The sequence below is a fragment of the Streptomyces sp. CB02366 genome, assembly GCF_001905905.1.
Classification (GTDB): Bacteria; Actinomycetota; Actinomycetes; order Streptomycetales; family Streptomycetaceae; genus Streptomyces.
Map to the genome: position 1 here is coordinate 136,456 of NZ_LIVT01000004.1, position 25,845 is coordinate 162,300.

Genomic DNA, 25,845 nt, shown 5'->3' on the forward strand with positions numbered 1-25,845 from the left:
GAGCCGCATGACGTACAGCGGAGCGGTGAAGGTCGGCGGACCGGCGAGCGTGCACGAACTGACGGACCTGATGATCTCCAAGGTCGCCGTCGGCGCGATGGACAACAACGCGTACCTGCTGCGCTGCCGGGCCACCGGCGAGCAGTTGCTGATCGACGCGGCCGCCGAGCCGGAGACCCTGCTCACGCTGATCGGTGACGACGGCATCGCGTCCGTCGTCACCACCCACCGGCACGGGGACCACTGGCAGGCGCTGGCCGAGGTGGTCGGGGCGACCGGCGCCCGGACGTACGCGGGCCGCCACGACGCCGAGGGCATCCCCGTGCCGACCGACGTCCTGGTCGAGGACGGCGACACGATCACCGTCGGCCGGGTCGAGCTGACCGCCCGCCACCTGGTCGGGCACACCCCGGGCTCCATCGCCCTGGTCTACGACGACCCGTACGGCGCCCCGCACCTGTTCACCGGGGACTGCCTCTTCCCCGGCGGGATCGGGAACACGCACGAGGACCCCGAGGCGTTCGCGAGCCTGCTGGGCGACGTGGAGACGAAGCTGTTCGACCGGCTGCCCGACGAGACGTGGGTCTACCCCGGCCACGGCGACGACACGACGCTCGGCGACGAGCGCCCGCGCCTTCCGGAGTGGCGCGCCCGCGGCTGGTAGCCCGCGCCCCACGGCCTTCCGCGCGCATCCGCCGCGTACGGGCTCGGCGCACGCGCCCGCTCCCGCACGCGTCCGGCACGCCGCGCACACGAAAGCGGCCGGGGCGGGAACGGCTTCGCCGTCCCGCCCCGGCCGCTGCCGGTGTGTCCCTGTGCCGCCCGGGGCGGCCCCGGGTCAGCTGAGGGTCTTGTTCTCCTCCTCGGCCGGGCCGGCGGTCTCCGCCTTCCGGGCCTCCTCCGCCTCGGCCGCCGCCGTCTTCTTGCTGGCGATGAGGCTGGTGATCGTGGTGATCACCAGGACACCGCAGATGACGGTGAGCGAGAACGGGATGGAGATCTCCGGCACGTGCACCCCCGACTCGTGCAGGGCGTGCAGCACCAGCTTGACGCCGATGAAACCGAGGATCACCGACAGGCCGTAGCTGAGGTGGACCAGCTTCTTCAGCAGGCCGCCGATGAGGAAGTACAGCTGGCGCAGGCCCATCAGCGCGAACGCGTTGGCCGTGAAGACGATGTACGGGTCCTGGGTCAGACCGAAGATCGCCGGGATCGAGTCCAGCGCGAACAGCACGTCGGTCATACCGATGGCGAGCATGACCACCATCAGCGGGGTCAGGACGCGCTTGCCGTTCTCCCGGATGAAGAGCTTGGTGCCGTGGTACCGGTCGGCGACGCCGAAGCGTTGCTCGATCGACTTCAGGAGGCGGTTCTCCTCGAACTCCTCGTCCTCCTCGTCGGCCCGCGCCTCCTGGATGAGCTTCCAGGCGGTGTAGATCAGGAACGCGCCGAAGATGTAGAACACCCACGAGAAGTTCGCGATCACGGCGGCGCCGGCCGCGATGAAGATCGCGCGGAGCACCAGGGCGATCAACACCCCGATCAGCAGCACCCGCTGCTGGAGGTGGGAGGGCACCGAGAACTTCGCCATGATCAGGACGAAGACGAAGAGGTTGTCGACGCTCAGCGACTTCTCGGTGATGAATCCCGCGAAGAACTCGCCGGACGCCTTGCTCTCGCCGAACACCATGAGGCCGATTCCGAAGAGGACGGCCAGCACGATCCAGACGACCGTCCAGATTCCGGCTTCCTTGGTCGACACGTCATGGGGCTTGCGCCCGATGAAGAAGTCGACGGCGATGAGGGCCGACAGACCAAAGATGGTCAGGGCCCATACGGTCCATGAAACGTCCACTGCGCCTCCGGCAGTTCGCTACGGCTACTTGATCAGCGTCGTCGCTGCCGGAGGTCTCTTCCACCCCCGCACACGATGGTGCCGGGACCGGCGCCCCGGGACCGATAACGGTCCGTATTGACGGGACGCCGCGTAAGGAGTACTCCCCTCCGTTCGTCGAAGAGTACAGGCATCACCAAGGATTGGTAAAGAAAAGAGTAAAGAAACCATCAAAACCGCAGGTGAGGGTGGTGCGTGCGTCAGCGTCCAGCGGCTCGGCGGGCGGCCGCGACCGCCGCGAGGACCTCCTCCAGGACGCGACTGCCCGGCGGGACCGCCAGGGGCTCGTACGTCCAGGCGTGCCCGACCCAGGGATCGGCGAGGTGGCTGTCGGCGACCGGGGTGATCCTCAGCAGCGACCGCCACAGCGGGTCGAGCACCGGCCCGTACGCGCTCGCCTCCTCCCGGTCCGCGACCATCATGAGGTGCACCCCGACCGAGGGGCCCTCGTCCGCGAGGTAGCGGAGCTGGGTGACGGCCCGGTCGTCGAAGCCGTGCGGGAAGTCGTTGACCACCAGGAGCTGCTCGGCGGTGTCCAGGTCGGGAGGGAGCGAGTCGGCCGCGCGGGCCCGCACCGCCATCTGCACCAGGTCCACCCGCCGGGTGAGACGGGCGAGCACCGCGGCCACTCCCCCGGCCCCGGAGGCGGGCGGACCGGCGAGGACGCCCGCCTCGACCAGCGGCGCCAGCGGACCTGCCGCCGAACCCGCCGGGTCGATGACGTGTACCGAGAACTCCCCCGGCGGGTGGACCGCCAGCAGCCGCGCCGCGTGGGCGACGGCGGTCTCCACGGCGAGCCGGCGCAGGCGGTCGGCGTCCACCGACGCGGCCGCCTCGGACGCCGTCCGGCCGCTGTCCACCCAGATCCCGCGCTCCAGCGGCAGCCGGACCAGCAGCGGGATGCGCAGGTCGGTGCGCTCGGGGAGGTGGAGGTCGCCGATGCGCAGGGCCATCGGCATCTCCATGGGCACGTGGTGGGCGTGCCAGACGGGGTTGCCCCATCCGGCGTACGCGGCCGGCAGCGCGGGCTCGACGACGGCCGCCTCGGCGGCCAGCTGGGCCAGGTCGCGGTCGAGGGCCTCCCGGGCCCGTGAGGCCAGTTCGTCGCGCTTGGCGCGGGCCTGTTCGCGGGCGCGGTCGCCCGCCCCGCCGATCCGGTTGCGGGGGTCGGACAGGGCGCGGTCGAGCTCCTGGTCCATCCGGGACTCGGCGAAGTCCACGGCGCTGCGGTAGGCGGCGACGGCGCGGGCCAGGTCCTCGAACATGCCCCAGATCTGGTTGTAGAGGCGCTCGTCCATCGACCAGCCGGCGGCGTCGCCAGCGACCGGCTGGGCGGGCTGCCCGGGCGGGGCGGGCGGCGCGGTGGGCGCGGGCGGCGCGGTGGGCGCGGGCGGCGGTGCGGCGGGCTGCCGTCGCGGGTGCGTGTAGGCGATGGGGCCGCCGGTCGCGGGCGCCGGTCCGTCCTGCCCGGGCACGATGCGCGGCTGCGGGGTGTGCGGCTGGGGCGCGGTGGCGGCCGGGGGCTCCGGGGCCGGGGCGGGCGGAAGGGGACCGGCCGGGCCCGCCGGGCGCCGTACGCGATCACCGCCCGGGGCGCGGGGCGGCGGGGCCACCGAGCGGGCCCGGGCCACGGCCTCCTGAATGGAGCCGGCCAGCGCCGCGGCGTCGCTCACGCCCTGGTCGGCGAGCATGTCCGCGAGCCCGCCGGCATACCCCTGCCCCACCGCGCGGACCTTCCAGGCGTCCTGGCGGCGGTAGAGCTCCAGGGCGCTGACCGCGGACTCGGCGTCCAGGCCGGTGAGGGTGAAGGTGGCGATCTCGTCGCCGTCGAGGCCGGTGACGGCGACGAAGGGGGCGGGGACGGCGCCGAACCGCGTCGGGCCCCCCGCCACCGCGGGCAGTGCGAGCAGCACGGTGACGCGGTGGACGTCCGCGGGCAGGGCCTCCGGATCGACGGCGAGCCGGTGGTCGGCCGCAGCCTGCTGGGACACTTCGAGGCCGGGGAGGTGGGGCGAGCCGGGGTGGGCGACCCGCTCGGCGCCGCCCACGGCGCCCCGCGCGTCGCCGAGGGTGGCCCCGGCCACCACGGGCGTGCCGGCCGATACCCGGATCTCCAGACGGGTCCGGGGCAGGGGGTGGTTCTGCCCCCGGACCAGTTCGGCCGTCATTGCGCTGTCCCCCTCGACGATGGCCCGCGCCGGTGGCCGCGGTGCCGTGGTGGTGCTGTGCCGTATTGGTGCTGTGCCGTGCACGGGCGGCCCCCGGCGGGGCCGTGCCGCCGGAAACCGCCCCGCCTGTCCGTCCCGGCGCCGGGGCCTACAGGTGAGGCAGGATCGACGGCATCAGGTCCTGGAAGGTACGGCCGTTGGCCGGGTTCCCGAGGGCCGTCATCTGCCAGCCGCCGCCCGCGCGGTGCACCTTCGCCATGATCTGGGCGGTGTACTGGCCGCCGCCGTCGAGCGTGTACCGGGCGAGCTCCTGGCCGTTGGTCTCGTCGACGATGCGGCAGAAGGCGTGTCGCACCTCCTGGAAGGTCTGCCCGGTGAAGGAGTTCACCGTGAAGACGATCTGGTCGATGTGGACCGGCACGCGCTGGAGGTCGACGAGGATCGCCTCGTCGTCGCCGCCGGAGCCCGCGCCGCCGACCAGGTTGTCGCCGGTGTGCTTGACCGAGCCGTCGTCGCTGACGAGGTGCCGGAAGAAGACGACGTCGACCGGCTGCTTGTCGGCGAAGAGCACCGCCGAGGCGTCCAGGTCGATCTCGCGGGTGCGCGAACCGAACAGGCCGCGGCGCGGAGCCGCCTGCCAGCCGAGCCCCATCCGCACCGCGGTCAGGGTCCCCCCGTCGCTCTTCTGCAGGCTGATGGCCTGACCCTTGGTCATGTTGACCGTCACGCGCTGTCCCCTCTCGGCGTTGCCCCGCAACCATCCGTGTGCGGTTTCCCGCACCCTACGCATTCCACCCCGGGCGGCAGCAGGTTCGGGCCCTTTTCGTGTCGGTCTTGCAACACACCCGGCACGGTGTTCCGGGCCGGGCGGAGCGGGGGCCGTCCACCGGCGCCGGGAGCGGTCAGGCGCCGGTGGGCGGGCCCCGCGGACCGATCCGGATCAGGCCAGGCCCGCTTCCTTCATCTGACGCAGTTCCTTCTTGAGCTCACCGACCTCGTCACGGAGCCGGGCGGCCACCTCGAACTGCAGGTCGGCGGCGGCGGCCCGCATCCGGTCGGTCATCTCCTCGATGATCCCGGCCAGCTCGGTCGCGGGCCGGTCGCCGCGCACCTCGCCGGACTTGGCCGCCCTGCCCTTCGCCCCGCCCTTGGCGGCCTTGCCGCCGAGTGCGGGAACCGGGGTCTTGGCCTCGGCCTCCTTGCCCTGCCGGTAGCCGGTGCCGAGCAGCTGCTCGGTGTCGATCTCCTCGCGGGCGATGGTGGCGACGATGTCGTTGATCTTCTTGCGCAACGGCTGCGGGTCGATGCCCCGCTCGGTGTTGTAGGCGATCTGCTTCTCGCGGCGGCGGTTCGTCTCGTCGATCGCCTGCTCCATGGCCGGGGTGATCTTGTCCGCGTACATGTGGACCTGGCCGGAGACGTTGCGGGCGGCGCGGCCGATGGTCTGGATGAGCGAGGTGCCGGAGCGCAGGAAGCCCTGCTTGTCGGCGTCGAGGATGGCCACGAGGGACACCTCGGGGAGGTCCAGGCCCTCGCGCAGGAGGTTGATGCCGACGAGCACGTCGTACTCGCCGGACCGCAGCTCGCGCAGGAGCTCGATGCGGCGCAGGGTGTCGACGTCGCTGTGCAGGTAGCGGACCTGGATGCCGAGTTCCAGGAAGTAGTCGGTGAGGTCCTCCGCCATCTTCTTGGTGAGCGTGGTGACCAGGACCCGTTCGTCCCGCTCGGTGCGCTTGCGGATCTCGTGGACCAGGTCGTCGATCTGGCCCTCGGTGGGCTTGACCACGACCTCGGGGTCGACGAGGCCCGTGGGGCGGATGATCTGCTCGACGAACCCGTCGCCGCGCGAGAGCTCGTACTTCCCCGGGGTGGCGGAGAGGTACACCGTCTGGTCGATCCGCTTCAAAAACTCCTCCCACTTCAGCGGCCGGTTGTCCATGGCGGACGGCAGCCGGAAGCCGTGGTCGACGAGGGTCCGCTTGCGGGAGGCGTCCCCCTCGTACATGGCGCCGATCTGCGGGACCGTGACGTGGGACTCGTCCAGGACGAGCATGAAGTCGTCGGGGAAGTAGTCGAGGAGGGTGTTGGGCGCGGTGCCGGGGGCGCGGTCGTCGAAGTGCATCGAGTAGTTCTCCACGCCGGAGCAGGTGCCGATCTGACGGAGCATCTCGATGTCGTACGTGGTGCGCATGCGCAGCCGCTGGGCCTCCAGCATCTTGCCCTGCTTCTCCAGCTCGGCCAGGCGCTGCTCCAGCTCCCGCTCGATGCCGCCGACGGCCTTCTCCAGGCGTTCGGGGCCGGCGACGTAGTGGCTGGCGGGGAAGACGTGGACCATGGGGTCCTCGCTGATGATCTCGCCCGTCAGCGGGTGGAGCGTGGACAGGGCCTCGATCTCGTCGCCGAACATCTCGATGCGGACGGCGAGCTCCTCGTAGACCGGGAAGATCTCGATGGTGTCGCCGCGGACCCGGAAGGTGCCGCGGGTGAACGCCAGGTCGTTGCGGGTGTACTGCATCTCGACGAAGCGGCGCAGCAGCCGGTCCCGGTCGATCTCCTCGCCCACGTCGAGCCGGACCATGCGGTCCACGTACTCCTGGGGCGTACCGAGGCCGTAGATGCAGGAGACGGAGGCGACCACGACGACGTCGCGCCGGGTGAGCAGGGAGTTCGTCGCGGAGTGGCGCAGCCGCTCGACCTCCTCGTTGATGGAGGAGTCCTTCTCGATGTAGGTGTCCGACTGCGGGACGTACGCCTCGGGCTGGTAGTAGTCGTAGTACGAGACGAAATACTCCACCGCGTTGTTCGGGAGAAGCTCGCGGAACTCGTTGGCGAGCTGGGCGGCGAGGGTCTTGTTCGGCGCCATCACCAGGGTGGGGCGCTGCAGCTTCTCGATCATCCAGGCGGTGGTCGCCGACTTGCCGGTGCCGGTCGCGCCGAGCAGGACGACGTCCTTCTCGCCCGCGCGGATGCGTCGCTCCAGGTCGGCGATGGCCGCGGGCTGGTCGCCGCTGGGCTGGTAGGGACTGACGACCTCGAAAGGCCGCACCGAACGTTCGATCTTGGAAACGGGCCGCATGCAACCACCGTACGGCGCGCCACTGACAACGGCCTCGGATCAGCGGCGGCGAGGGCCTCCGGCGTCCTCCCGGAGGGTGCGACGCGCGTCCTCCCGGAAGGTGCGACGCGCCCTCTCCCGGCCGGCGCCCGGGGCGGGCTTCCGCGCCCAGCGGGCCGGAGGGCGCCCCGGGCGACGTCCTTCCGAGGGAGCCGGGACAGGGCCCGAGCACCGGCCCGCCCGCGGGCCTCGGCCGCTCGGCCCGCCCGTCACGGCCCCGGGGTCGAACATGAGCGCCACGGCCGCCAGGAGCAGGAAGCAGCCGGGGCCGACCAGCATCGGGCCGATCATCTCGGCGGGCCGGTCGCCGGGCAGGACGTCGGCCAGGTCGGACGGCACGGTCGGCGGCAGGTGGAGGTGCACGTCGAGCGCGGCCATCCCGGTGTAGTGCATCCCGGTCACCGCGACGGCCATCAGGATGCTCGCGCCGAGGCCGGAGAGGGCCCCCCGGAGGGTGACGGCCGCCCACAGCGCGCCCGTGGCGGCGCACCCGGCGATCAGCACCGACAGGACGACGAGCGGGGTGTCGTACGCGAAGTGGGCGGCCATGCGCATGCCCGCCATGCCGAGGTAGTGCATCGAGGCGATGCCGAGGCCCGTGATGGTGCCCCCCGTGATCAACGCCATGCGGGTCGCGCCCCGGTATCCGACAATGAAGATGCCGATGCCGACCATCACCACCGCCAGGGCGAGACCGGCGAAGGTGAGCGGCTTGTCGTAGGAGATCGGGGCCTCCCGCACGGTGAAGCCCGTCATCGCCACGAAGTGCATGGTCCAGATGCCGGAACCGATGGACAGCGAGCCCAGCGCCAGCCATCCGGCCCGGCAGCCGCGCGTCGTACGGAGGGACCGGGTGGTGCAGCGGAGCCCGAGGGCGGCTCCCAGGGCGGCCATGAGGAACGCCGCGACCGGGGTCACCAGGCCGTAGGTGAATCCGTCGACCGTTCCTTGCATGCGCGTGCGTCCTTCGAGAAAGCCCGGGGTCGAGGAGGAACCCCAAGGGGCGAGTCCCGGCAGACAGACAAAGAACCCCCCACTTTACCGGTACGCCTCCGTGCCGGGCTCCACGGTGGTCCCCGGGACCGAAGGTTCCGTTCATGTCACGGCCATCGCCGCCCCGCCGGGTGTTGGCGGGCCGCTGTCACTCTCTGCGTGTCCGCACACTCCCGAAGTGAGGAGTCCCCGTGTTCGTCCGCACCGCAACCGCCTCCGCCACGGCCGCCGCCCTGTTCGGCGCCGGCGCCCTGCTGCTCCCCGCCGACCGGCCCCAGGCGCCGGCCCAGCTCTCCGCGCAGCGGGCGGACCCGGTCGTCGTGGCCCACCGAGGAGCGTCCGGTTACGCGCCGGAGAACACCCTCGCCGCCGTCGACGCCGCCGAAGCGCTCGGCATCGACTGGGTCGAGAACGACGTCCAGCGCACCCGCGACGGCGTGCTCGTCGTGCTGCACGACACCGGTCTGAAGCGCACGACCGACGTGGAGCAGGTCTTCCCCGACCGGGCGCCCTGGGCGGTCAAGGACTTCACCGCGGCCGAGCTGGCGAAACTCGACGCGGGCAGCTGGTTCGGCACGCAGTTCGCCGGGGCGCGGATTCCGACGCTCACCGAGTTCCTGCACCGCCTGGAGCGCAACCGGCAGAAGCTCCTGCTGGAGATCAAGAGCCCGGCGACCTACCCGGGCATCGAACGCGAGATCATCCAGACGCTGGGCCGTACGGGGTGGCTGGACCGCTCCCACGTGCGAAGCCGGCTGGTCGTCCAGAGCTTCGGCGCGGACAGCGTCAAGAAGATCCACAGCCTGCGTCCGGACGTCACGACCGGCTTCCTGGGCACCCCGGCGGTGGCCGACCTGCCCTCGTACGCCGCGTTCACCGATCAGATCAACCCCTCGTACGCGACGATCGACGCCGACTACGTGGCAGCCGTCCAGCGGCTCAAGGGCGCGCACGGCAAGCGGCTGCGGGTGAACACGTGGACGGTCAACAAGGCGGCGGACGCGGTGCGCGCCCGGGAGCTGGGCGTCGACGGGATCATCACCAACTTCCCCGACGTGGTGCGCGACGCGACGAGCTGACGCGGCGGGAGGCGCCGGAGGCCGGGCCCGCGGGCGCTTGTTCACCCGGCCGGGTGAACGGCGGTGGTCGAGTGGTGGCACACTGCGCCGGTGACGCGACCCCGTTCCCACCCACCGGCCACCGCCGCCGGCCTGCCCGCTCTCCAGCGCCGGACGTCGGCCGTGCTCGTCGTCAGCCAGATACTCGGCGGCCTCGGCGTGGCCGTCGGCATCGCCCTGGCCCCGATGCTGGCCGCCGAGGTGAGCGGGTCGGAGGCGCTGTCCGGACTTGCGCCGACCGCGTCCGTGGTCGGCACCGCGCTGCTGTCGCTGCCGCTGGCCGCGCTGATGACCACCCGGGGCCGCCGGGCCGGCCTGGTCCTCGCCTATCTGATCGGCGCGCTCGGCGGGGGGCTGGTGGTCCTCGCCACGATGCTGTCCAGCTTCCCGCTCCTGCTGCTCGGCATGGCCGCGTTCGGCGCGGGGTCGCTGGCCGGTCTCCAGGCCCGCTTCGCGGCGGCCGATCTGGTGGGGCCGGAGCGGCGGGGGCGGGCGATCTCCACCGTCGTCTGGGCCACCACGATCGGCTCGGTGCTGGGCCCCAACATCTCGGCCCCGGCCAGTCGGCTGTTCCGCGGCACTCCGGTGCCGGAGGCCGCGGGACCGTATCTGTGTTCGGGCGCCGTGTTCCTCGTCGCCGCGCTCGTCGTGGCGCTGGCGATGCGCCCGGATCCGCTGCTCACCGCCCGCGCCCTGGCCCAGGAGGGGCCGTCGGGTCCGCCCAAGCGTTCCCTCGCCGCCGGGATCGCGGCGGTCAGGGAGGCGCCGATGGCACGCCTCGCCCTGGTGACGGTCGCCGTGTCGCACACCGCCATGGTGTCGATCATGGTCATGACCCCGGTCGACCTCGGACGGCACGGCGCCGGCCTCCAGTTGATCGGCCTGGTCATCAGCGGGCACATCGCGGGCATGTACGCGTTCTCGCCGGTGATGGGGTGGCTGGCCGACCGGTTCGGCCGACTGGCCGTGATCGGGCTGGCCGTCGGACTGCTGAGCTGCGCGGCGCTGCTCGCGGGTACCGCCGGGCCCCGGCACGGGCAGACCGCCGCGGGCCTGTTCGTCCTGGGGCTCGGCTGGTCGGCGGGCATGATCGCCGGTTCGGCGCTGCTCACCGACGCCGTGCCCCGGTCCGCCCAGGCGGCGGTGCAGGGGCTCTCGGACCTGACCATGAACGCGGCGGCGGGCATCGGCGGGGCGACGGCCGGGGTGATCGTCGCCCAGTGGGGGTACGGCCCCCTCAACGCGATCGGCGCCGCCCTGCTCCTGCCGGTCGCCGCGCTCACCTTGCGCCGGAGCCTGCGGCGGCCGGGCCCGGCCGTCGGCTGACGCGTCGTCGGCCCACGCCCCTCACCGGGCCCCGTCCGCACCCGCGGCCCCGGCCGCCGCACCCCGCCGAAGCCACCGCCCCCACACCGCCCGAGCCGCCCGCCACCAACCGTCAGCCGCCAACTGCCCGCCCTCAGGAGCGTCGGAGCCCTCAGAGGCTGATGTGGTACGCCTTGCGCAGCGTCTCGTGCACGGTCCAGGTCGTCCGGTCGCCCTCGCGCAGCACGCAGGCGTCCCCAGGGCCGATCTCCAGCGTCGCCCCGCCCTCGACCGCGACGGTCGCCCGTCCGCCGACGACCACGAACAACTCGTTCGCCTCGGTGTCGGTGACCACGCCGGGCGTGATCTGCCAGATGCCCCGGATCTGCTTGCCGTCGGGCGATTCCCACAGCACCTTGCCGGTCACCACGGGATCTCCGGAGACGATCTGCGACGGATCGAGCGGTTCCGGAACGAGTTCGGCGTCCGCGATGTGCACGGCGAAGGAGGCGGGGCCCTGGGCGTATGTCGTCATGGCCGGTCACCTTAGCGACCACTTCCGGCCACCCCGCGACCAGGACCCGCCGCAAGGCGTCCGCCCGTGGTTTGCGCCCCCTCCGTCCGCGACAGGGATGGGGCATGCCTCAGAACTCACCCGAACCCTACGAGCCGGTGCTCTCGGCGGAGGTGCGCGCCGCTCTGAGCGCGGGGCTGCCCGTCGTGGCACTGGAGTCGACGATCATCGCGCACGGTCTGCCGCGCCCCCGCAACCTGTCCGTGGCGCTGGAGCTGGAAGGGCTCGTCCGGTCCGCCGGAGCCGTCCCCGCCACCGTGGCCGTGCTGGACGGGCGGGCCCGTGTCGGGCTGGGCACGGACCAGTTGGAGCGGGTCGCCGGAGACCCGCCGGTACGCAAGCTGGGGCACCGCGACCTCGCACCGGCGCTGGCGTCGGGGGCGAGCGGCGCGACGACGGTCTCCGCGACGGCGTTCCTGGCGGCGCGGGCGGGCATCGGCGTCTTCGCCACGGGCGGCCTCGGCGGCGTACACCGGGAATGGGCCGTGGACCAGGACGAGTCGGCCGATCTGCGGCTCCTCGCCCGTACCGGCGTCACCGTGGTCTGCGCGGGGGTGAAGTCGGTCCTCGACGTCCCGGCGACCCTCCAGCGCCTGGAGACCCTCGGTGTCGGCGTCGTCGGGTACCGCACCGAGCACTTCCCCGGCTTCTACCTGAGCAGTTCCGGCGAACCCGTCGACTGGACGGCGCACAGCCCCGAGGAGGTGGTGGAGATGATCCGGGCGAAGGAGGCGCTGGGCGGGCCCGCCGCCGCGCTGATCGTCGCCAACCCGGTGCCGGAAGCCGAGCAGTTGGACCCGGCGCTGCACGAGCGGGTGCTGGCGGAGGCGCTGGCCGCGTGCCGGGAGCGGTCCGTCTCGGGGCAGGGCGTCACGCCGTTCCTGCTGGACCAGCTGATGCGGCGGACCGAAGGCGCGTCGCTGGAGGCGAACCTCGCGGCCGTACGGGGGAACGTGAAGCTCGCGGCGCGGATCGCGGTGGCGGCGGCGGAACCCGGGTGACCCGGCCGGCGGCGGAAGGCGGACACCCGGAGCCCCGGCCGGCGGCGGGCGGCGGGCCGCCGCCGGACCGGACCGCGGGACACCGCGGCGGGCCGCCGCCCCGGTCCCCCGCCCGCGGTGGGCTGCTGGTGGTGGGGGAGGTGGTGACGGACGTCGTGGCGCGGCACGGGTCGCCCCTCGCGCACGGCACCGACACGAAGGCTGTCATCCGTACGCTGCCGGGCGGCGCGGGGGCCAACGCCGCCTGCTGGGCCGTGCGTTCGGGCTGTGCGGACGTCCGGCTGCTCGCCCGGGCGGGGGCGGAGGCCGCCGCCTGGCACCGGGAGGCGCTGGAGCGGGCGGGGGTGCGGGCGTTCCTCGCCGTGGACCAGGAGGTGGCGACGGCGACCGTCATCGCCCTGGTCGACGCGGACGCCGAGCGCACGTTCCTGACCGACGGCGGGGCGGTGCTGCGGCTCGCCGCCGAGGACTTCACGCCCTCGATGCTGGACGGCGTCGGACGGCTGCACCTCTCGGGCTACCTGCTGTTCGCCCCCGTGAGCAGGAGCGCCGCGCTGCTCGCCCTGCGGACCGCCGTGGAACGAGGTGTCGCGGTGAGCGTGGACCCGGCGTCGGCCGGGTTCCTCGGCGTGTTGGGGCCGCGGCGGTTCCTGGAGTACGCGGAGGGGGCGGAACTGCTCCTGCCGAACGCGGACGAGGCGCGGCTGCTCACCGGGCTGCCCGAACCGGAGGGCGCGGCGGCCGAGTTGAGCCGGCGGTTCCCGCGGGTCGTGGTCACCCTGGGCGCGAGCGGGGCCGTGGTGGCGGCCGGGGGCGAGGTCGTCGGCCGCGTCGCCGCCCCGCGTGTGCGAGAGCCGGTCGACTCCACGGGGGCGGGTGACGCGTTCACCGGCGGGTTCCTCGCGGCCCTGCTGGCCGGTGCGGACGATCTGCCGGCGGCGGCCGAGGGCTGCCGGGCGGGGGCGGCGGCCGTCGCCGTGGTCGGCGGCCGTCCGCCCCCGGCGGCCCGCTGAGGGGACCGGCGGCCCGGCGGCCGGGGCGTCGCGTTCACCCTCCTGCGGGCAGCCCCGACCAGGCCGGGTGTGACGGGTCGTCCGCGCGCACCACCACGTCCGCACGCTCCGTGGGCGCGGTCTCGTCCTCGTACCGGGCGAAGGCGGGCAGGGTCCAGTGTTCCGGCTCGGGCGTGCGCCGTCGCAACGCGCCCGGGGACAGCCGCAGGTGGACGGCGAGCGCGAACGGGAACCAGTGCCCCAGCAGGAACGGGCCGTGCACGATCACGACCCCGCCCTCGGGCACCTCCCGGTAGGGGGTGCGGGTGGCCCGGTCCGTCGCGGGATCCCACAGGTCGGGCAGCACCCGCCCGGAGCCGCCCGCCTCCAGCGGCCCGAACACCTCGCGCCACAGCGCCCCGGTGTCGTACCAGCCGTCGAGGTACGCGTCCGGATCCCGCTTCCCGTACTCGTAGCGCAGGCTCGCCGGGCGCAGGAACCCCTCGGTGGAGACCACGAGGACCGAACGGCCGAGCAGGCGCATCTCCTCGGCCAGGCGCTCGGCCGCTCCGCCGGTGCGGGCGGCCGGCGCGCCGTCGACGCCGAACACGAGCCGGGGCCCGCCGTCGGCGGCGGACAGCCCGTCGCCGTACCGGGCCAGTTCGCGGGCCAGCCGTTCCCAGGTGATCGCTTCGAGTCGCACGACGCCATCATCGCCAAACCGGCGCGAGGGCGCCCGGCCGGGCACCCCGCGGCCCAGTCCCCGAACGCCCCGGCAGGCGGGGCCGGCGGGTCACTTCCCCCGCAGTTCCGCGGCGAGCGGGCCCTCGCCGCTCACCTCCACGCGCCCGTCCTCCACCGCCTCGGCGAAGGTCCTCGCGCCCTGCGCCAGCTCCAGGCAGACCTCCGCGTCCAGGGCGATCCGGGCGTCGGGGCGGTCGGCGGGGCCGTACCCGTACACCGCTCCGGGCGCCTCCGCCCCCGGGGACGCGGCCCCCTCTCCCCCGCCCACGCGCAGGTGGAACTCGCCCTCGTCGAGCCGGACCTCCACGACGCCCTGCCGCGTGAGTCCGGCGAGGGCGCCGAGCAGGGGCAGGGCGAACCAGTGGGCGCGCACCGCGTCGGTGGGGCGGCGCTCGTCGAGGGCGGGCGCGCCCCACGCGGCGAGGGCGGTGAGGACGGGCAGCAGGCCGCGTCCGCGCCCGGTCAGCTCGTAGACCGACGCGCCGGAAGGGGGCGGCAGTCTGCGGCGCACGGCCAGTCCGCCCTGCTCCATGTCCTTGAGCCGGGAGGCCAGGACGTCCGTGCTGACGCCGGGCAGATCGGCGTGCAGGTCGGTGTACCTGCGGGGTCCGCCCAGCAGTTCACGGACGATCAGCAGCGTCCACCGGTCGCCCACGGAGTCGAGGGCGCGGGCGGTGGCGTCGAACTGGTCGTAGCTCCGGCGGCGGGCGGGGCGTGCTGGCGGCTGCTGCTGACGTGGCATGCGAGGCAGTCTAGACATGTTGTTGGACTTTCCAAGCTCAAGCTTGGTAAAACCAAGTACCGCACATTCGGCTCGGGAGGCAGCGCATGGAGTTCCGGCAGTCCAGCAAGCTCAACGAGGTCTGCTACGAGATCCGGGGCCCGGTCATCGAGCACGCCAACGCCCTGGAGGAGGCGGGTCACAGCGTGCTGCGGCTCAACACGGGCAACCCCGCGCTCTTCGGCTTCGAGGCGCCCGAGGAGATCGTCCAGGACATGATCCGGATGCTGCCGCAGGCGCACGGCTACACCGATTCGCGCGGCGTCCTCACGGCCCGGCGGGCGGTGGTCCAGCGCTACCAGTCGATGGGACTGACCGAGGTCGGCGTGGACGACGTGTTCCTCGGCAACGGGGTCTCCGAGCTGATCTCCATGGCCGTGCAGGCGCTGCTGGAGGACGGCGACGAGGTGCTGATCCCGGCCCCGGACTTCCCGCTCTGGACGGCGGTGACCACGCTCGCGGGCGGCAAGGCGGTGCACTACGTCTGCGACGAGGAGTCCGACTGGAACCCGGACCTCGCCGACATGGCCGCGAAGATCACCGACCGGACCAGGGCCGTCGTGATCATCAACCCGAACAACCCCACCGGGGCGGTCTACCCGCGCGAGGTCCTGGAGGGCATCCTGGATCTGGCCAGGCGCCACGGGCTGATGGTGTTCGCGGACGAGATCTACGACCAGATCCTGTACGACGGGGCCGAGCACCACAGCGCGGCGGTCCTCGCCCCGGACCTGGTCTGCCTCACCTTCAGCGGGCTGTCGAAGACGTACCGGGTGGCGGGCTTCCGGTCCGGCTGGCTGGTGGTGTCCGGCCCCCGGCAGCACGCCCGCGACTATCTGGAGGGGCTGACCATGCTGGCCTCCATGCGGCTGTGCCCCAACGCCCCCGCGCAGTACGCCATTCAGGCCGCGCTCGGGGGCCGGCAGTCCATCCGGGAGCTGGTCGCGCCGGGCGGCAGGCTGCACGAGCAGCGCGACCGGGCCTGGGAGCGGCTGAACGAGATCCCCGGGGTCTCCTGCGTGAAGCCGAAGGGCGCCCTGTACGCCTTCCCGCGCATCGACCCGAAGGTGCACCCCATCGTCGACGACGAGAAGTTCGTGCTGGACCTGCTGCTGCGGGAGAAGATCCAGGTGGTGCAGGGCACCGGCTTCAGCTGGCCGCGCCCGGACCACTTCCGCATCCTGACCCTCCCGTACGCCGACGACCTCGACGCGGCGATCAGCCGCATCGGCCGCTTCCTGAGCGGATACCGCCAGTAGCCCGTCCGGCCCGGCACGAGGGCCCGCCCCGGAGACGGGAGCGGGCCCGGAGGCGTAGCCGGCCTCCGGGCCCTGTGGTTGCCGCCCATCTCGCACGCCGGCACGTTTAAGGGTTCGGGTCAGTCATGATGTCGTCGCGTCCTGCCTTTGGACCACCGCAGATCGGAGCTCTGCGGGCCGGACTTGAACCGGCATCTCGACGCGCGCGGGCCCGAGCCCGTTCGATCCGGCGATCGGCGGCGCATGCTGAGTCTGGAGCAAGAGTCTGAGATTGACGGCGGTCTGCCTCTGCCTGACTTGGGCTACTCCGGCCCGTGCCGGAGGGAGGATTCGAACCTCCACGGGAACCGCGCCTTCACGACAAGCCTCAGTTTCAGCTTGCGCTCCTCGCGCACCCCGGCCCCGCAGAAGGCGGCCGGGGAATCCATGGTCGGTCACCCGAAGAGGTAACCGAATACCGCATCACCCACCCGCTGGTCGGTGACCTCCGCGCCGTTGGCCTCCTCGCGGGCGAACTTCACGGCCTGCTGGAGCTTCTCGATCCGGTCCAGCAGTTCGTTGACGCGCCGCGCGGGCAGCGCCCCGGAGAACTTGACGGTCGTCCAGTACCCGACCGGGACGTCCTCGTAGTACACCTCGACCTGTGCCGGGTGCTTGTCGGTGGCCTCCGCCTTCACGTGGTTGCGGGGCACCTTCCTGGTGCGGAGCGTACGGACCGGCTCGGTCTTCCAGGAGTCGGTCGAGGGGTCCTGCACCCACGCCTCGGCCGCGTCCAGCACGGGCAGCTTGCGGACGAAGGTGTTGAGGTCGGTCAACTGCTTCTCCAGGAAGAGCAGGTACGACACCGGCACCTGGCTCACCAGCACCCGGCCGTCCACCGTCACATCGGCGCGGGCCGCGCAGTTCGCCCAGTCCTTGGTGGCGGTCACATCGAAGAGGCGGGTCAGCGTGGTCGCGGTCTGCCGCAGCACGTCCTCCGCCTTGACCTGGACCAGCGTCGACTCGGGCGGAAGCTGCTCGCCCTCCTCGTCCTTGGGCTGGTAGGTACGGGAGATCCCGGCCAGCAGCGCGGCCTTCTGGAGGCCGTGGTGCGCTGCCGTCAGGTCCTGGTGCGCCTTGGTCTTGACGCCCTTCTCCACTGCGATGATCTGATTGAGTTTCGCCACGTCGAGGACGCTAACAGGGGCGACTTCCCGGTGGCCAAGGGTTTTAGCGCACGTAGTGGGGGTCGTCGTCCCCGCCGGTCTCCGGAAGCGAGTCGCCGGCCAGCAGTGCCTCCAGTACGGCCACCGGATCGGCGTCCGGGGCGGCGCGCGGCCACCACTCGTCGGCGCCGGGGTCGGACTCGTAGCCGTACCAGCGCATGTCCCGGCCGAACCGGAGCTGGAGCGAACCACCCGGATGGGTCAGGTGGTTGCGACGAGGCGTGAAGCGCGGGTGGCCGGCGGCGGCGAGCGCGGGCCTGGCCCGGTCGAAGGGGCCGGCCGGCGGATCCCAGGGCGTCTCCAGGACCGCCAGGCCCTCCGCCTCGCCCTGCCGCCAGGCGGCGACCGCGCGGGCCAGGTCGGTGGTGGTGCGGCCGGTGGCGTACGCCAACTCCCGGTAGAGGGCGCGGGTGGTGGCGGTGAGTCCGGCGGTCGGGCGGGAGGCGGCGAGGCGGACGGCGTCCTGCCACGCGGTGAGCCCGGCCAGCGGATCGCGTCCGGTGGCCAGCAGCGCGTGGGCGCGGGCGGCGGCGTCGGCGGCGAGGTGGTCCAGCCCCAGCGGATCACGGGCGCCGGGCAGGTCCGGGTACGACGGCGGCTGGCCGGGGTGCGGCGGGACGGGCAGGGGCGCGGGGAGCGGGGGCAGGAAGCGGACGGCGAAGGCGTCCCGCGCGTCGACCGACGGCACGTCCGGGACGGCAGGGCGCTCACGGGCGGAGTGCTCGGCATTGCGCCGGCCCAGCTCGTCCAGCAGCTCGCGCTCGCCCCGCCCCCGCATCAGCAGCAGGACGAACGGGTCGCTGTCGAGCAGCAGGGCCGTCTGGAAGCAGAGGGCGGCGACGTGCTTGCAGGGCCGCCCGTGGTCGGGGCAGGTGCAGCTGGGGTCGAGGTCGTCGGCGGCGGGCAGCAGCCGGACCCCGGCCTCCTCGGCGGTACGGGCCAGGGAGTGCGGCATCTCCTTGGCCAGCAACGCCGACAGGTGGCCGGGCCGCGCGGCGACCGCGTCGAGCAGGGCCTCCCAGCCGGGGTCGGCGAAGGTGCGCAGCCGCAGTTCGGCGCGGTAGGGGCGGGCCCGGCTGCCGTGCACGTAGGCGACGACCCGGCCGGGGGTGACGGTGATCGCCGCGACCTGTCCGTCGTCGGCGTACGCGCGTCCCCGGGCGAGGCGGGCCTCGTCTATCGACAGGGACTCCAGGGCGTCCACCCAGGCCCGGCCCCACCAGCTGGCCGCGAAAGGCTCGCCCTGGGCGGAGGTGCGGGCGGGCACCGCCTCGAAGGTGCGCCGCAGATCGTCCGGGCCGGTCCTCGCGCGGGGCGCGGACCTGCGGGCGGTCGGGCCACTGGTCGGCCGGGGGCTCACGCGGGCCTCCGCAGGGCCACGAGGTCCGCGAGGTCGCGGTCGCTCAGCTCGGTCAGGGCGCTCTCCCCGGCGCCCAGCACCGCGTCCGCCAGGGCCCGCTTGGACTCCAGCAGCTCACCGATCCGGTCCTCCACCGTGCCTTCGGCGATGATCCGGTGGACCTGGACGGGCTGGGTCTGGCCGATGCGGTAGGCCCGGTCGGTGGCCTGCTCCTCGACGGCCGGGTTCCACCAGCGGTCGAAATGGACGACGTGGGCGGCGCGGGTGAGGTTCAGCCCGGTGCCGGCCGCTTTGAGGGAGAGCAGGAAGACGGGGGCCTCGGCGGACTGGAAGCGGTCCACCATCCGCTCCCGCTCGGCCACCGGCGTACCGCCGTGCAGGAGCTGGGAGGGGATCGCACGGGAGGCGAGGTGCGCCGAGAGGAGCCTCGCCATCGAGACGTACTGGGTGAAGATCAGGACCGAACCGCCCTCGGACAGGATCGTGTCGAGCAGCTCGTCCAGGAGGGCCAGCTTGCCGGAGCGGCCGACGAGGCGGGTGGGCTCCTCCTTCAGGTACTGCGCGGGGTGGTTGCAGATCTGCTTGAGCGAGGTCAGCAGCTTCATGACCAGGCCCCGGCGGGCGATGCCCTCCGCCGCCTCGATCCGCCCCATCGTCTCGCGGACGGCCGCCTCGTAGAGCGTGGCCTGCTCGCGGGTGAGGGAGACGGGGTGGTCGGTCTCGGTCTTGGGCGGCAGCTCGGGCGCGATGCCGGGGTCGGACTTCCGGCGCCGCAGGAGGAAGGGGCGCACCAGCCGGGACAACCGCTCCACGGCCTCCTCGTTGCCGAGGCCGGCGGCGGTGCCCGTGTTCTCCACGATCCGGGCGTGCCGGGCGCGGAACGCCTTGAGCGGGCCGAGCAGCCCCGGGGTGGTCCAGTCGAGGAGCGCCCACAGCTCGGAGAGGTTGTTCTCGACGGGGGTGCCGGTGAGGGCGACCCGGGCCGGGGCGGGGATGGTGCGCAGCGCCCTGGCCGTGGAGGAGTGCGGGTTCTTGACGTGCTGCGCCTCGTCCGCGACGACCAGGCCCCAGCTCTGCCGGGCCAGCTCGGCGGCGCTGGAGCGCATGGTGCCGTAGGTGGTGAGGACGAAGCCGCCGTCCGGGTCGCTCAGGGTCCGGTCCGTGCCGTGGAAGCGGCGCACCGGGACGCCGGGGGCGAAGCGGTTGATCTCGCGGTGCCAGTTGCCGAGGAGGGAGGCGGGGCAGACCACGAGGGTCGGCGAGGGGTGCGCCCGGTGCAGATGGAGGGCGATGAGGGTGATCGTCTTGCCGAGGCCCATGTCGTCGGCGAGGCAGCCGCCGAGCCCGAGCGAGGTCATCCGGTCCAGCCAGGCCAGGCCGCGCAGCTGGTAGTCGCGCAGGGTCGCCTCGAGGCCGGGCGGCGGTTCGATCGTCGTGTCCTGGCCCAGGATGCGCTCCCGGAGGGCGGCCAGCGCCCCGGCGGGAACGGCGTCCACCCGCTCGCCGTCCACCTCGGCGCTGCCGGTGAGGGCGACGGCCAGCGCCTCCACCGGGTCCAGCAGCCCCAGCTCCCGCTTGCGCGCCTTGCGCACGAGGGCGGGGTCGACGACCACCCACTGGTCGCGGAGGCGCACCACCGGGCGGTGGGCCTCGGCCAGCGTGTCCATCTCGGCCTCGGTCAGCCGCTCCTCCCCCAGGGAGAGCTGCCAGTCGAAGGCGAAGAGGTGCTCGGCGTCGAAGAAGGACGTGCCGTCGGTGGCCGACCCGGGCGCGGGCCGCACGACGGCGGTGGCGGTGAGCGACCGGGCCAGCTCGCGCGGCCAGTGCACCGCGACCCCGGCGGCGGCCAGCCGGGATCCGGCGTCGCTCAGCAGCTCGTACAGCTCGTCCTCGGTGAGCGCGAGCACGTCGGGGACCGGCTGCCCCAGGAGCCGTTCCAGCGGGTGCCAGACGCGGGCGGCCCGGCGGATCGCCAGCACCGCGTCGACCCGGGCGCGCGGCCCGAACGGCTCGCCCGCCATACCGCCCCACAGGGCCGCCGCGTCCACCACATAGGTCGGGTCGGCGAGGCTGTGGACCTGTACGACGGCCGCCGCGGCACGGCGGGCCGCCGGTCCGTCCGCGTGCGCGGCCCGCCCCGGCCCGCCGCCCGCCCCCGCGTCCTCGCGGGCGGCGGTGGGCGCGCAGGCGTCGTGGGTGGCAGGGGTGTCGTGGGTGGCAGGAGTGCCGTGGGTGTCGTGGGTGTCGAACAGCTCGTACGCGGAGAGGTCCAGGCGCAGCGAGACGCGCACGCCCGCGTCCAGCCCCGAGGCCACTTCGACGGCCCAGGCGGCGGCGTGCGGCAGATGCTGGGCCTCACGGGCGGCGAACGGGGCGCCCATCGCGAACGCGGCGGCGGGCGTGCGCGGCAGGGTGTCGGCGACCGCGTCCAGGAATGCCCCGACGAGCGCCTCGGGGTCGGGCAGCCGGGGCGGCCCGGCGCTAGGGACCGGGACCGCGTGCCCCTCGGCCGGCAGGGCGGCGGCGACCGCCCGCAGACGCGCGACGTCCTCGGCGTCCCTCGGGCCCGCCCGCCAGGCGTCGTGGCCGTCCGCGGTGAGTCCGGGCAGCAGCCTGCCGCGGGCGACGAGGTGCAGGGCGTGCTGCGCGGCCGCGCCCCAGCAGCGGGTGGCGGGGTGGGCGGCCGCCTGGCTCGGGGCCCGTACGAGCAGGGGCAGCGCGGCCTCCACGGTCAGCAGCGCCACGGCCGTCTCGGTGGCGCGCACGCCCCCGGGGCCCGCCGCCGGATCCGCCCGGACGACCGTGAGCCGGCCGGGGGTGTACGGAACGGGGTCGAAGCGCACCGCGGCGTCGGCGGGCCCGAAGGGCGTCCCGGCCACTGCCCGCGCCCCCTCGTCCGGCCACGGCTCCGCGTCCTCCGCCTCCGGATCCCAGAAGGCGACACGCCCCTCCCGGGGCACCGCACCGGGCAGGAAGACCGCCGGGCGGCGCAGCAGCCGGGCGGCGTCGGCGGTCCGGGACAGGCCCTCGCCGCCCTCCGCCACGCCCTCAGGGGGCCGTGCCGTCATGTCCGCCCCTTCCGCCCGCTCCACGGCCGTTCCCCCGCCGTCCCCAGCACGGAATGTGCTGATGCCGCGAGTCTAGGCGGGAGGTCTGACACCGCGGGCTCCCCCCTCGTCGCCCCAGGTCAGCGACGGAGGAGGAGGGTGAGGAACGGTCTCCGCGCCGCCGGGGGCCCGGCCACGCCCGGTGACGGCGGGGAGGGCCCCACGCCCCGCGCCGCTCGCCCGGTCGGCCGCGCACGGGATGCCGGCCCCGCCCCGGGCGGGCAGGGTGGCCAGCGCCAGCACGTCTTTCCGACGTACCGATTCGCCGGACGAGCAGACGAGGATCCGCCCATGTCCGTGACCGCTACCGCTCCCCGCCGCCGCCGACGCCGGATCGGCGTCGCCGCCGGGGTCTCGCTCCTCGCCCTCGCCGCCACCGGCTGCTCCGGACTCGGCCGCACCGCCGTGGGGCCGGTGACGTACACGACGGAGCGCGAAGCGGTGGTGCAGGTGAACAGCCCTTCGGTACGCGGCTGCCACCGGATCGCCCCGGCCGGGGCCCACGAGGTGGAGAACGGGACGCTGGTCGACGTGATCCTCTACCCCACCCGTGACTGCACGGGGCGCGGGACGGCGTACGTGCCGACCCGGGCCGGCGATGTGACCGCGCCGGGCAGCGGCCCGTGGCGCAGCTACAGCTTCGTGCACTGACACGCGGCGGCCCGGGAGGCGGCGCCGACGGCCGGCGCCCGGGGAGCGGCCCCGGCCGGAACCCGGGCCGGGGAGCGGCCGGGCGCCGTCGCCGGTCAGAGGACGGGGCGCGCGAGCAGCCAGGTGCCGTCCTCGGTGAGCGTGCGCTCCACCGTGAGCCCGGCCGCCGCGAGGTGTCCGGCCAGCTCCTCGTCGGACAGCTCGCGCGACAGGAAGGTCTGCGTCCACCGCGCGTCGTCGAAGTGGTATTCCGCGCGCACCGAGCGCACGCCGTCGCCCACCGGGTCCGCGGAGACGATCCGGATCAGGCAGCCCGACGCGTCCATCCGCTCCCACGGCAGCGCCGAGCGGTGCGCCGTCCCCTCGCGCTGGACGAGGACGATCCCGTCGTCCCGTACATGGGCGCGGCAGACGCGCAGCATCCCGTCGCGCACGCGGTGGTCCCCGGCGTGGACCAGGAAGGAGCCGAGCAGCACCACGTCGAACCGCTCCCCGCCCAGGTCCAGCGACTCGATGGGGCTGCGCACCGTGCGCGCTCCGGTGATCTGCTCCAGCATCTCCGGCGACTCGTCCACCGCCGTCACCCGGAAACCGCGCTCCACCAGCGGATGCGTCACCCGGCCCGCACCGCAGCCCAGTTCGAGCAGGTCGGCTCCGGCCGGGGCCACGCCCGCGATCACGTCCGGCTCGTTGCCCACGGCCAGCCGGCGGTACAGCTCGACCGCGCACCCGTCCGGGGTGATGGCTCCGGGGCCGGTCCCCGCGTACCCCTCGCGTACCAGTGATTGGCTCATGGGGAGGGAACGTACCGCCGCCGGGCGCGGTTCCCCGCCCGCCGGCCGCCCGGTCTCCCCGCCACCCGCCACGCCGCGTCGCCGCGGCCCTCCGCAGCGTAGTGGGGCCGGTCCGGGGCGTTGCTCCACCCCGCGTCCGCCGCCGGTCGGGTCCATGCTGGGAAGTGAGGTGATCGCCATGCGTACCGGCAATGAGCCCACGACCGCCCGCAGTCCGCTGCGGATGCGCCTCTGGCTGAGCCTGTGGGGGACCGCCTGGGCCCTCTTCGGCCTGGTGGCCTTCGCGCTGAACGGACGGCCGGGCTGGGCCGCGGCGTGCGGCGTGGTGCTGCTGCTCGCGGTGGCGGACCTCTGCGTGATCGCGTACCGGATGCGCCAGGGTGCGCGCTACCAGCCGGGCCGCGACGTCCCGCCGTACGAGCCGGACCGCGGCGGCCGTCCGCGCAGGCCCCCCGGCTGACCGGCCGGGAACGGCCCTGCGGGGGCGCCCGTCCCGGGGCCGCCCGAAGGGGAGGGCGGTCCGGTCAGGGCCGCTCGTCGAACTTCGCGGCGCGCAGGTACTCCGGCTTCGGGTCCAGCGCCGCCGCCAGACGGAAGTGCCGGGTCGCCCGCTCCGGATTGCCGGACCGTTCGAAGGTGCGGGCCAGCGCGAAGTGGGCGAACGCGTTGTCCGGCTCGCGCTCCAGCACCAGTTCGAACTCCAGCTCCGCGGGGCGCAGTTGGGCGGCGGCGAAAAAGGCGCGGGCCCGCAGCAGCCGGGCGGCGGTGTTCTCCGGGTGCGCGGCGATCACCGAGTCGAGGAGCTTGACGGCGCCCCGGGGATCCCGGGCGTCGAGCAGGCGTTCGGCCGCGCGGAAGTCGATGACGTCGGTCTCCGGGTTCCTCTCGGGCACGTTCGCGTCCTTCCCTCTCCTGGTGAACCTCGCGCGTCTCCGCCCCCGCGCCTGGCGGCATCCGTGTCCGCGCCCCCGCGCCGGCCGCGTACGCGCCTTCACGTACGCGTCCTCGCCGCACACGGGTCCTCGCGCGCTGTCAACGCCCGGACCCTCTCCGGTATTCCCGCTCCGGCGCCGGGACCAGCCGTCCCGGGGCCGGACTCAGCGGACGGCTGCCGCCCTGCGGACCAGTTCGTCCCAGACCTCGTCGACCCGGGACACCAGCGCCTCGTGCGAGCCGTCGTTGTCCACGAGCAGGTCGGCGACGGCGCGGCGCTCCTCACGGGTCGCCTGGGCGGCCATCCTGGCGCGGGCGTCGGACTCCGTCATTCCACGCAGCCGTACGAGCCGGTCCAGCTGGGTCTCGGCGGAGGCGTCGACGACCACGACGAGGTCGTAGAGGGGGGCGAGCCCGTTCTCGGTGAGGAGGGGCACGTCGTGGACGACCACGGCGTCCTCGGGGGCCGCCCGTTCCAGCTCGGCCGCGCGGGCGCCGACCAGGGGGTGGACGATCGCGTTCAGCGCGGCCCGCCGCTCGGCGTCGGCGAAGACGAGCGCGCCGAGCGCCGGGCGGTCCAGGGCGCCTTCGGCGGTCAGGACGTCCGGCCCGAACTCCTCGACGACGGCGGCGAGCCCGGGCGTCCCGGGCTCGACGACCTCGCGGGAGATCAGGTCGGAGTCGATCAGCACGGCGCCGCGCTCGACGAGCAGCCGCGACACTTCGCTCTTGCCGGCGCCGATGCCACCGGTCAGGCCCACTTTCAGCATGGGCCGCAGCCTACGTGCTCCGCCTCGGGCCCGGCCCGCCGGTGCGGCGCCGGGCCGCGCGCCCACGGCCCGGGCGGAGGCGCTCAGCCCTCGCCCTCCCGTTCGGCGAGGAAGCGCTCGAACTCCCTGCCGAGCTCGTCGGCGGACGGCAGGTCGGCCGGCTCGGCGACGAGGTTGCCGCGGGTCTCGGAACCGGCGACGGCGTCGTACTGGTGCTCAAGGCCCTCGACCAGGGAGACCAGCTCCTCGTCGCCCTGGCGGATCTGCCGGTCGATCTCGGTCTGGGTGCGGTGCGCCTCGGTGCGCAGGCTGTGCGCGAGGGCGGGCAGCACCAGACCGGTCGCGGCGGTGACCGCCTCCAGCGCGGTGAGCGCCGCGTCCGGGTAGGCGGAGCGGGCCACGTAGTGCGGGACGTGGGCGGCGACCCCGAGGACGTCGTGGCCCGCCTCCATCAGCCGGTACTCCACGAGGGCCTCGGCCGATCCGGGCACCTGGGCCTCGTCGAAGGGGCTGCGGTGGCCCGGCATCAGGTCGGTGCGGTTGCCGTGCGGGGTGATGCCGACGGGCCGGGTGTGCGGGACGCCCATCGGGATGCCGTGGAAGTTCACCGCGAGCCGGACGCCGAGACGCTCGACGATCTCCTCGACGGCGGCGGCGAACCGCTCCCACTCCACGTCCGGCTCCGGGCCCGACAGCAGCAGGAAGGGCGCCCCGGTGGCGTCCTGCACCACCCTGACCTCCAGGGTCGGGGCCTCGAAGGACGTCCAGCGGTCGCGCCGGAAGGTGAGCAGGGGGCGCCGGGCGCGGTAGTCGACGAGCCGGTCGTGGTCGAAGCGGGCGACGACCTGGTGCGGCAGCGTCTCCAGCAGGCCCTCGACGATCTGCTCGCCGGTCTCGCCCGCGTCGATGTAGCCGTCGAAGTGGTAGAGCATGACCAGGCCGGCCGACTCCTGCGCCAGCGCCATGTCGACGACGGCCAGGCCCTTCGGCTCCCATTCGTACAAACTCTGCGGATCAGGCACGGTTACCGCTCCTCCTCGTGTTCCTAGGGGAGAACGCGGCCGGCCGCACGAGCATTCCC

Annotated in this window: 23 protein-coding genes; 8 read left to right on the forward strand and 15 right to left on the reverse strand. The window is 74.0% G+C overall.

Annotated elements, in window-relative coordinates:
* The first annotated feature begins 7 nt into the window (after positions 1–7).
* On the forward strand, positions 8–664 hold the full coding sequence (locus AMK24_RS14975) for an MBL fold metallo-hydrolase (RefSeq protein WP_073769184.1): 657 nt from the start codon (positions 8–10) through the stop codon (positions 662–664).
* 174 nt (positions 665–838) lie between these two features.
* On the opposite strand, the gene AMK24_RS14980 is transcribed toward AMK24_RS14975, so the two are convergent.
* The 5 genes from AMK24_RS14980 to AMK24_RS15000 all read right to left on the reverse strand — a co-directional run bounded on the left by AMK24_RS14980 (position 839) and on the right by AMK24_RS15000 (position 8,131).
* Positions 839–1,855, reverse strand: coding sequence for a TerC family protein (locus AMK24_RS14980; RefSeq protein ID WP_073769186.1), 1,017 nt, complete (start codon positions 1,853–1,855; stop codon positions 839–841).
* Positions 1,856–2,094: 239 nt separating this feature from the next.
* Positions 2,095–4,062: a TerD family protein gene (locus tag AMK24_RS14985; protein WP_073769188.1), complete on the reverse strand. Its 1,968-nt coding sequence runs from the start codon at positions 4,060–4,062 to the stop codon at positions 2,095–2,097.
* A 148-nt stretch (positions 4,063–4,210) separates the two neighbouring features.
* The gene (locus AMK24_RS14990) at positions 4,211–4,789 is read right to left on the reverse strand and encodes a TerD family protein (protein WP_073769190.1); all 579 of its coding nucleotides are present in this window, start codon (positions 4,787–4,789) and stop codon (positions 4,211–4,213) included.
* A gap of 213 nt (positions 4,790–5,002) precedes the next feature.
* A complete protein-coding gene (gene uvrB, locus AMK24_RS14995) occupies positions 5,003–7,138 on the reverse strand; it encodes an excinuclease ABC subunit UvrB (RefSeq protein ID WP_073769192.1) in 2,136 nt (711 codons plus the stop codon).
* 39 nt (positions 7,139–7,177) lie between these two features.
* Positions 7,178–8,131: an MHYT domain-containing protein gene (locus AMK24_RS15000; protein WP_242435169.1), complete on the reverse strand. Its 954-nt coding sequence runs from the start codon at positions 8,129–8,131 to the stop codon at positions 7,178–7,180.
* 230 nt (positions 8,132–8,361) lie between these two features.
* Here AMK24_RS15000 and AMK24_RS15005 point away from each other — a divergent pair, with 230 nt between their 5' ends.
* Together AMK24_RS15005 and AMK24_RS15010 are read left to right on the forward strand one after the other, a co-directional pair.
* The gene (locus tag AMK24_RS15005) at positions 8,362–9,249 is read left to right on the forward strand and encodes a glycerophosphodiester phosphodiesterase (RefSeq protein ID WP_073769194.1); all 888 of its coding nucleotides are present in this window, start codon (positions 8,362–8,364) and stop codon (positions 9,247–9,249) included.
* A 90-nt stretch (positions 9,250–9,339) separates the two neighbouring features.
* Complete coding sequence (locus AMK24_RS15010; RefSeq protein WP_242435170.1) at positions 9,340–10,614, forward strand: MFS transporter; 1,275 nt, start codon at positions 9,340–9,342, stop codon at positions 10,612–10,614.
* A 151-nt stretch (positions 10,615–10,765) separates the two neighbouring features.
* Here the strand turns inward: AMK24_RS15010 and AMK24_RS15015 are convergent, their stop codons facing one another.
* Positions 10,766–11,128 carry a cupin domain-containing protein gene (locus tag AMK24_RS15015; protein WP_073769198.1) on the reverse strand — a complete coding sequence of 121 codons (363 nt, stop codon included), beginning with the start codon at positions 11,126–11,128 and terminating at the stop codon, positions 10,766–10,768.
* A 104-nt stretch (positions 11,129–11,232) separates the two neighbouring features.
* On the opposite strand from AMK24_RS15015, the gene AMK24_RS15020 reads away from it, so the two are divergent.
* Entirely contained in the window at positions 11,233–12,168 is a 936-nt protein-coding gene (locus tag AMK24_RS15020) for a pseudouridine-5'-phosphate glycosidase (protein ID WP_073769200.1), read from the forward strand.
* Positions 12,169–12,308: 140 nt separating this feature from the next.
* Complete coding sequence (locus AMK24_RS15025) at positions 12,309–13,181, forward strand: carbohydrate kinase family protein (RefSeq protein ID WP_384579957.1); 873 nt, start codon at positions 12,309–12,311, stop codon at positions 13,179–13,181.
* A gap of 34 nt (positions 13,182–13,215) precedes the next feature.
* Here AMK24_RS15025 and AMK24_RS15030 read toward each other — a convergent pair whose 3' ends face one another.
* Positions 13,216–13,863: a uridine kinase gene (locus AMK24_RS15030; RefSeq protein WP_073769202.1), complete on the reverse strand. Its 648-nt coding sequence runs from the start codon at positions 13,861–13,863 to the stop codon at positions 13,216–13,218.
* 90 nt (positions 13,864–13,953) lie between these two features.
* Entirely contained in the window at positions 13,954–14,646 is a 693-nt protein-coding gene (locus AMK24_RS15035) for a winged helix-turn-helix transcriptional regulator (RefSeq protein WP_242435171.1), read from the reverse strand.
* An 86-nt stretch (positions 14,647–14,732) separates the two neighbouring features.
* Between AMK24_RS15035 and AMK24_RS15040 the strand changes: the two genes are divergently transcribed.
* Positions 14,733–15,944 carry a pyridoxal phosphate-dependent aminotransferase gene (locus AMK24_RS15040; protein ID WP_073769206.1) on the forward strand — a complete coding sequence of 404 codons (1,212 nt, stop codon included), beginning with the start codon at positions 14,733–14,735 and terminating at the stop codon, positions 15,942–15,944.
* Between the two features lie 434 nt (positions 15,945–16,378).
* On the opposite strand, the gene AMK24_RS15050 is transcribed toward AMK24_RS15040, so the two are convergent.
* From AMK24_RS15050 to AMK24_RS15060, 3 genes are read right to left on the reverse strand one after another with little or no spacing between them, the layout of a single operon-like run.
* Complete coding sequence (locus AMK24_RS15050; protein ID WP_073769208.1) at positions 16,379–17,110, reverse strand: DUF7873 family protein; 732 nt, start codon at positions 17,108–17,110, stop codon at positions 16,379–16,381.
* Positions 17,111–17,153: 43 nt separating this feature from the next.
* On the reverse strand, positions 17,154–18,509 hold the full coding sequence (locus AMK24_RS15055; protein ID WP_073769210.1) for an SWIM zinc finger family protein: 1,356 nt from the start codon (positions 18,507–18,509) through the stop codon (positions 17,154–17,156).
* Positions 18,506–21,577, reverse strand: coding sequence for a DEAD/DEAH box helicase (locus tag AMK24_RS15060; RefSeq protein ID WP_073769212.1), 3,072 nt, complete (start codon positions 21,575–21,577; stop codon positions 18,506–18,508). The genes AMK24_RS15055 and AMK24_RS15060 overlap by 4 nt, the downstream gene beginning before the upstream one ends.
* 330 nt (positions 21,578–21,907) lie before the next feature.
* Between AMK24_RS15060 and AMK24_RS15065 the strand changes: the two genes are divergently transcribed.
* Entirely contained in the window at positions 21,908–22,267 is a 360-nt protein-coding gene (locus AMK24_RS15065; protein ID WP_073769214.1) for a hypothetical protein, read from the forward strand.
* Positions 22,268–22,362: 95 nt separating this feature from the next.
* On the opposite strand, the gene AMK24_RS15070 is transcribed toward AMK24_RS15065, so the two are convergent.
* A complete protein-coding gene (locus AMK24_RS15070) occupies positions 22,363–23,061 on the reverse strand; it encodes a class I SAM-dependent methyltransferase (RefSeq protein ID WP_073769216.1) in 699 nt (232 codons plus the stop codon).
* Positions 23,062–23,239: 178 nt separating this feature from the next.
* Here AMK24_RS15070 and AMK24_RS15075 point away from each other — a divergent pair, with 178 nt between their 5' ends.
* The gene (locus tag AMK24_RS15075) at positions 23,240–23,521 is read left to right on the forward strand and encodes a DUF6343 family protein (protein WP_073769218.1); all 282 of its coding nucleotides are present in this window, start codon (positions 23,240–23,242) and stop codon (positions 23,519–23,521) included.
* A gap of 64 nt (positions 23,522–23,585) precedes the next feature.
* Here the strand turns inward: AMK24_RS15075 and AMK24_RS15080 are convergent, their stop codons facing one another.
* The 3 genes from AMK24_RS15080 to AMK24_RS15090 all read right to left on the reverse strand — a co-directional run bounded on the left by AMK24_RS15080 (position 23,586) and on the right by AMK24_RS15090 (position 25,786).
* On the reverse strand, positions 23,586–23,954 hold the full coding sequence (locus tag AMK24_RS15080; RefSeq protein WP_073769220.1) for a tetratricopeptide repeat protein: 369 nt from the start codon (positions 23,952–23,954) through the stop codon (positions 23,586–23,588).
* 204 nt (positions 23,955–24,158) lie between these two features.
* Complete coding sequence (coaE, locus tag AMK24_RS15085) at positions 24,159–24,764, reverse strand: dephospho-CoA kinase (RefSeq protein ID WP_073769222.1); 606 nt, start codon at positions 24,762–24,764, stop codon at positions 24,159–24,161.
* Between the two features lie 83 nt (positions 24,765–24,847).
* Entirely contained in the window at positions 24,848–25,786 is a 939-nt protein-coding gene (locus AMK24_RS15090) for a PAC2 family protein (protein WP_073769224.1), read from the reverse strand.
* Positions 25,787–25,845: the final 59 nt, after the last annotated feature.

Excerpts from the sequence above, each read along its gene's own strand:
- AMK24_RS15040 (WP_073769206.1), top strand. The coding sequence starts at position 14,733 with ATGGAGTTCCGGCAGTCCAGCAAGCTCAACGAGGTCTGCTACGAGATC.
- uvrB (WP_073769192.1), bottom strand. The coding sequence starts at position 7,138 with ATGCGGCCCGTTTCCAAGATCGAACGTTCGGTGCGGCCTTTCGAGGTC.
- AMK24_RS15070 (WP_073769216.1), bottom strand. The coding sequence starts at position 23,061 with ATGAGCCAATCACTGGTACGCGAGGGGTACGCGGGGACCGGCCCCGGA.
- AMK24_RS15035 (WP_242435171.1), bottom strand. The coding sequence starts at position 14,646 with ATGCCACGTCAGCAGCAGCCGCCAGCACGCCCCGCCCGCCGCCGGAGC.
- AMK24_RS14985 (WP_073769188.1), bottom strand. The coding sequence starts at position 4,062 with ATGACGGCCGAACTGGTCCGGGGGCAGAACCACCCCCTGCCCCGGACC.
- AMK24_RS15060 (WP_073769212.1), bottom strand. The coding sequence starts at position 21,577 with ATGACGGCACGGCCCCCTGAGGGCGTGGCGGAGGGCGGCGAGGGCCTG.
- AMK24_RS15015 (WP_073769198.1), bottom strand. The coding sequence starts at position 11,128 with ATGACGACATACGCCCAGGGCCCCGCCTCCTTCGCCGTGCACATCGCG.
- AMK24_RS15020 (WP_073769200.1), top strand. The coding sequence starts at position 11,233 with ATGCCTCAGAACTCACCCGAACCCTACGAGCCGGTGCTCTCGGCGGAG.
- coaE (WP_073769222.1), bottom strand. The coding sequence starts at position 24,764 with ATGCTGAAAGTGGGCCTGACCGGTGGCATCGGCGCCGGCAAGAGCGAA.
- AMK24_RS14975 (WP_073769184.1), top strand. The coding sequence starts at position 8 with ATGACGTACAGCGGAGCGGTGAAGGTCGGCGGACCGGCGAGCGTGCAC.
- AMK24_RS15075 (WP_073769218.1), top strand. The coding sequence starts at position 23,240 with ATGCGTACCGGCAATGAGCCCACGACCGCCCGCAGTCCGCTGCGGATG.
- AMK24_RS15000 (WP_242435169.1), bottom strand. The coding sequence starts at position 8,131 with ATGCAAGGAACGGTCGACGGATTCACCTACGGCCTGGTGACCCCGGTC.
- AMK24_RS15065 (WP_073769214.1), top strand. The coding sequence starts at position 21,908 with ATGTCCGTGACCGCTACCGCTCCCCGCCGCCGCCGACGCCGGATCGGC.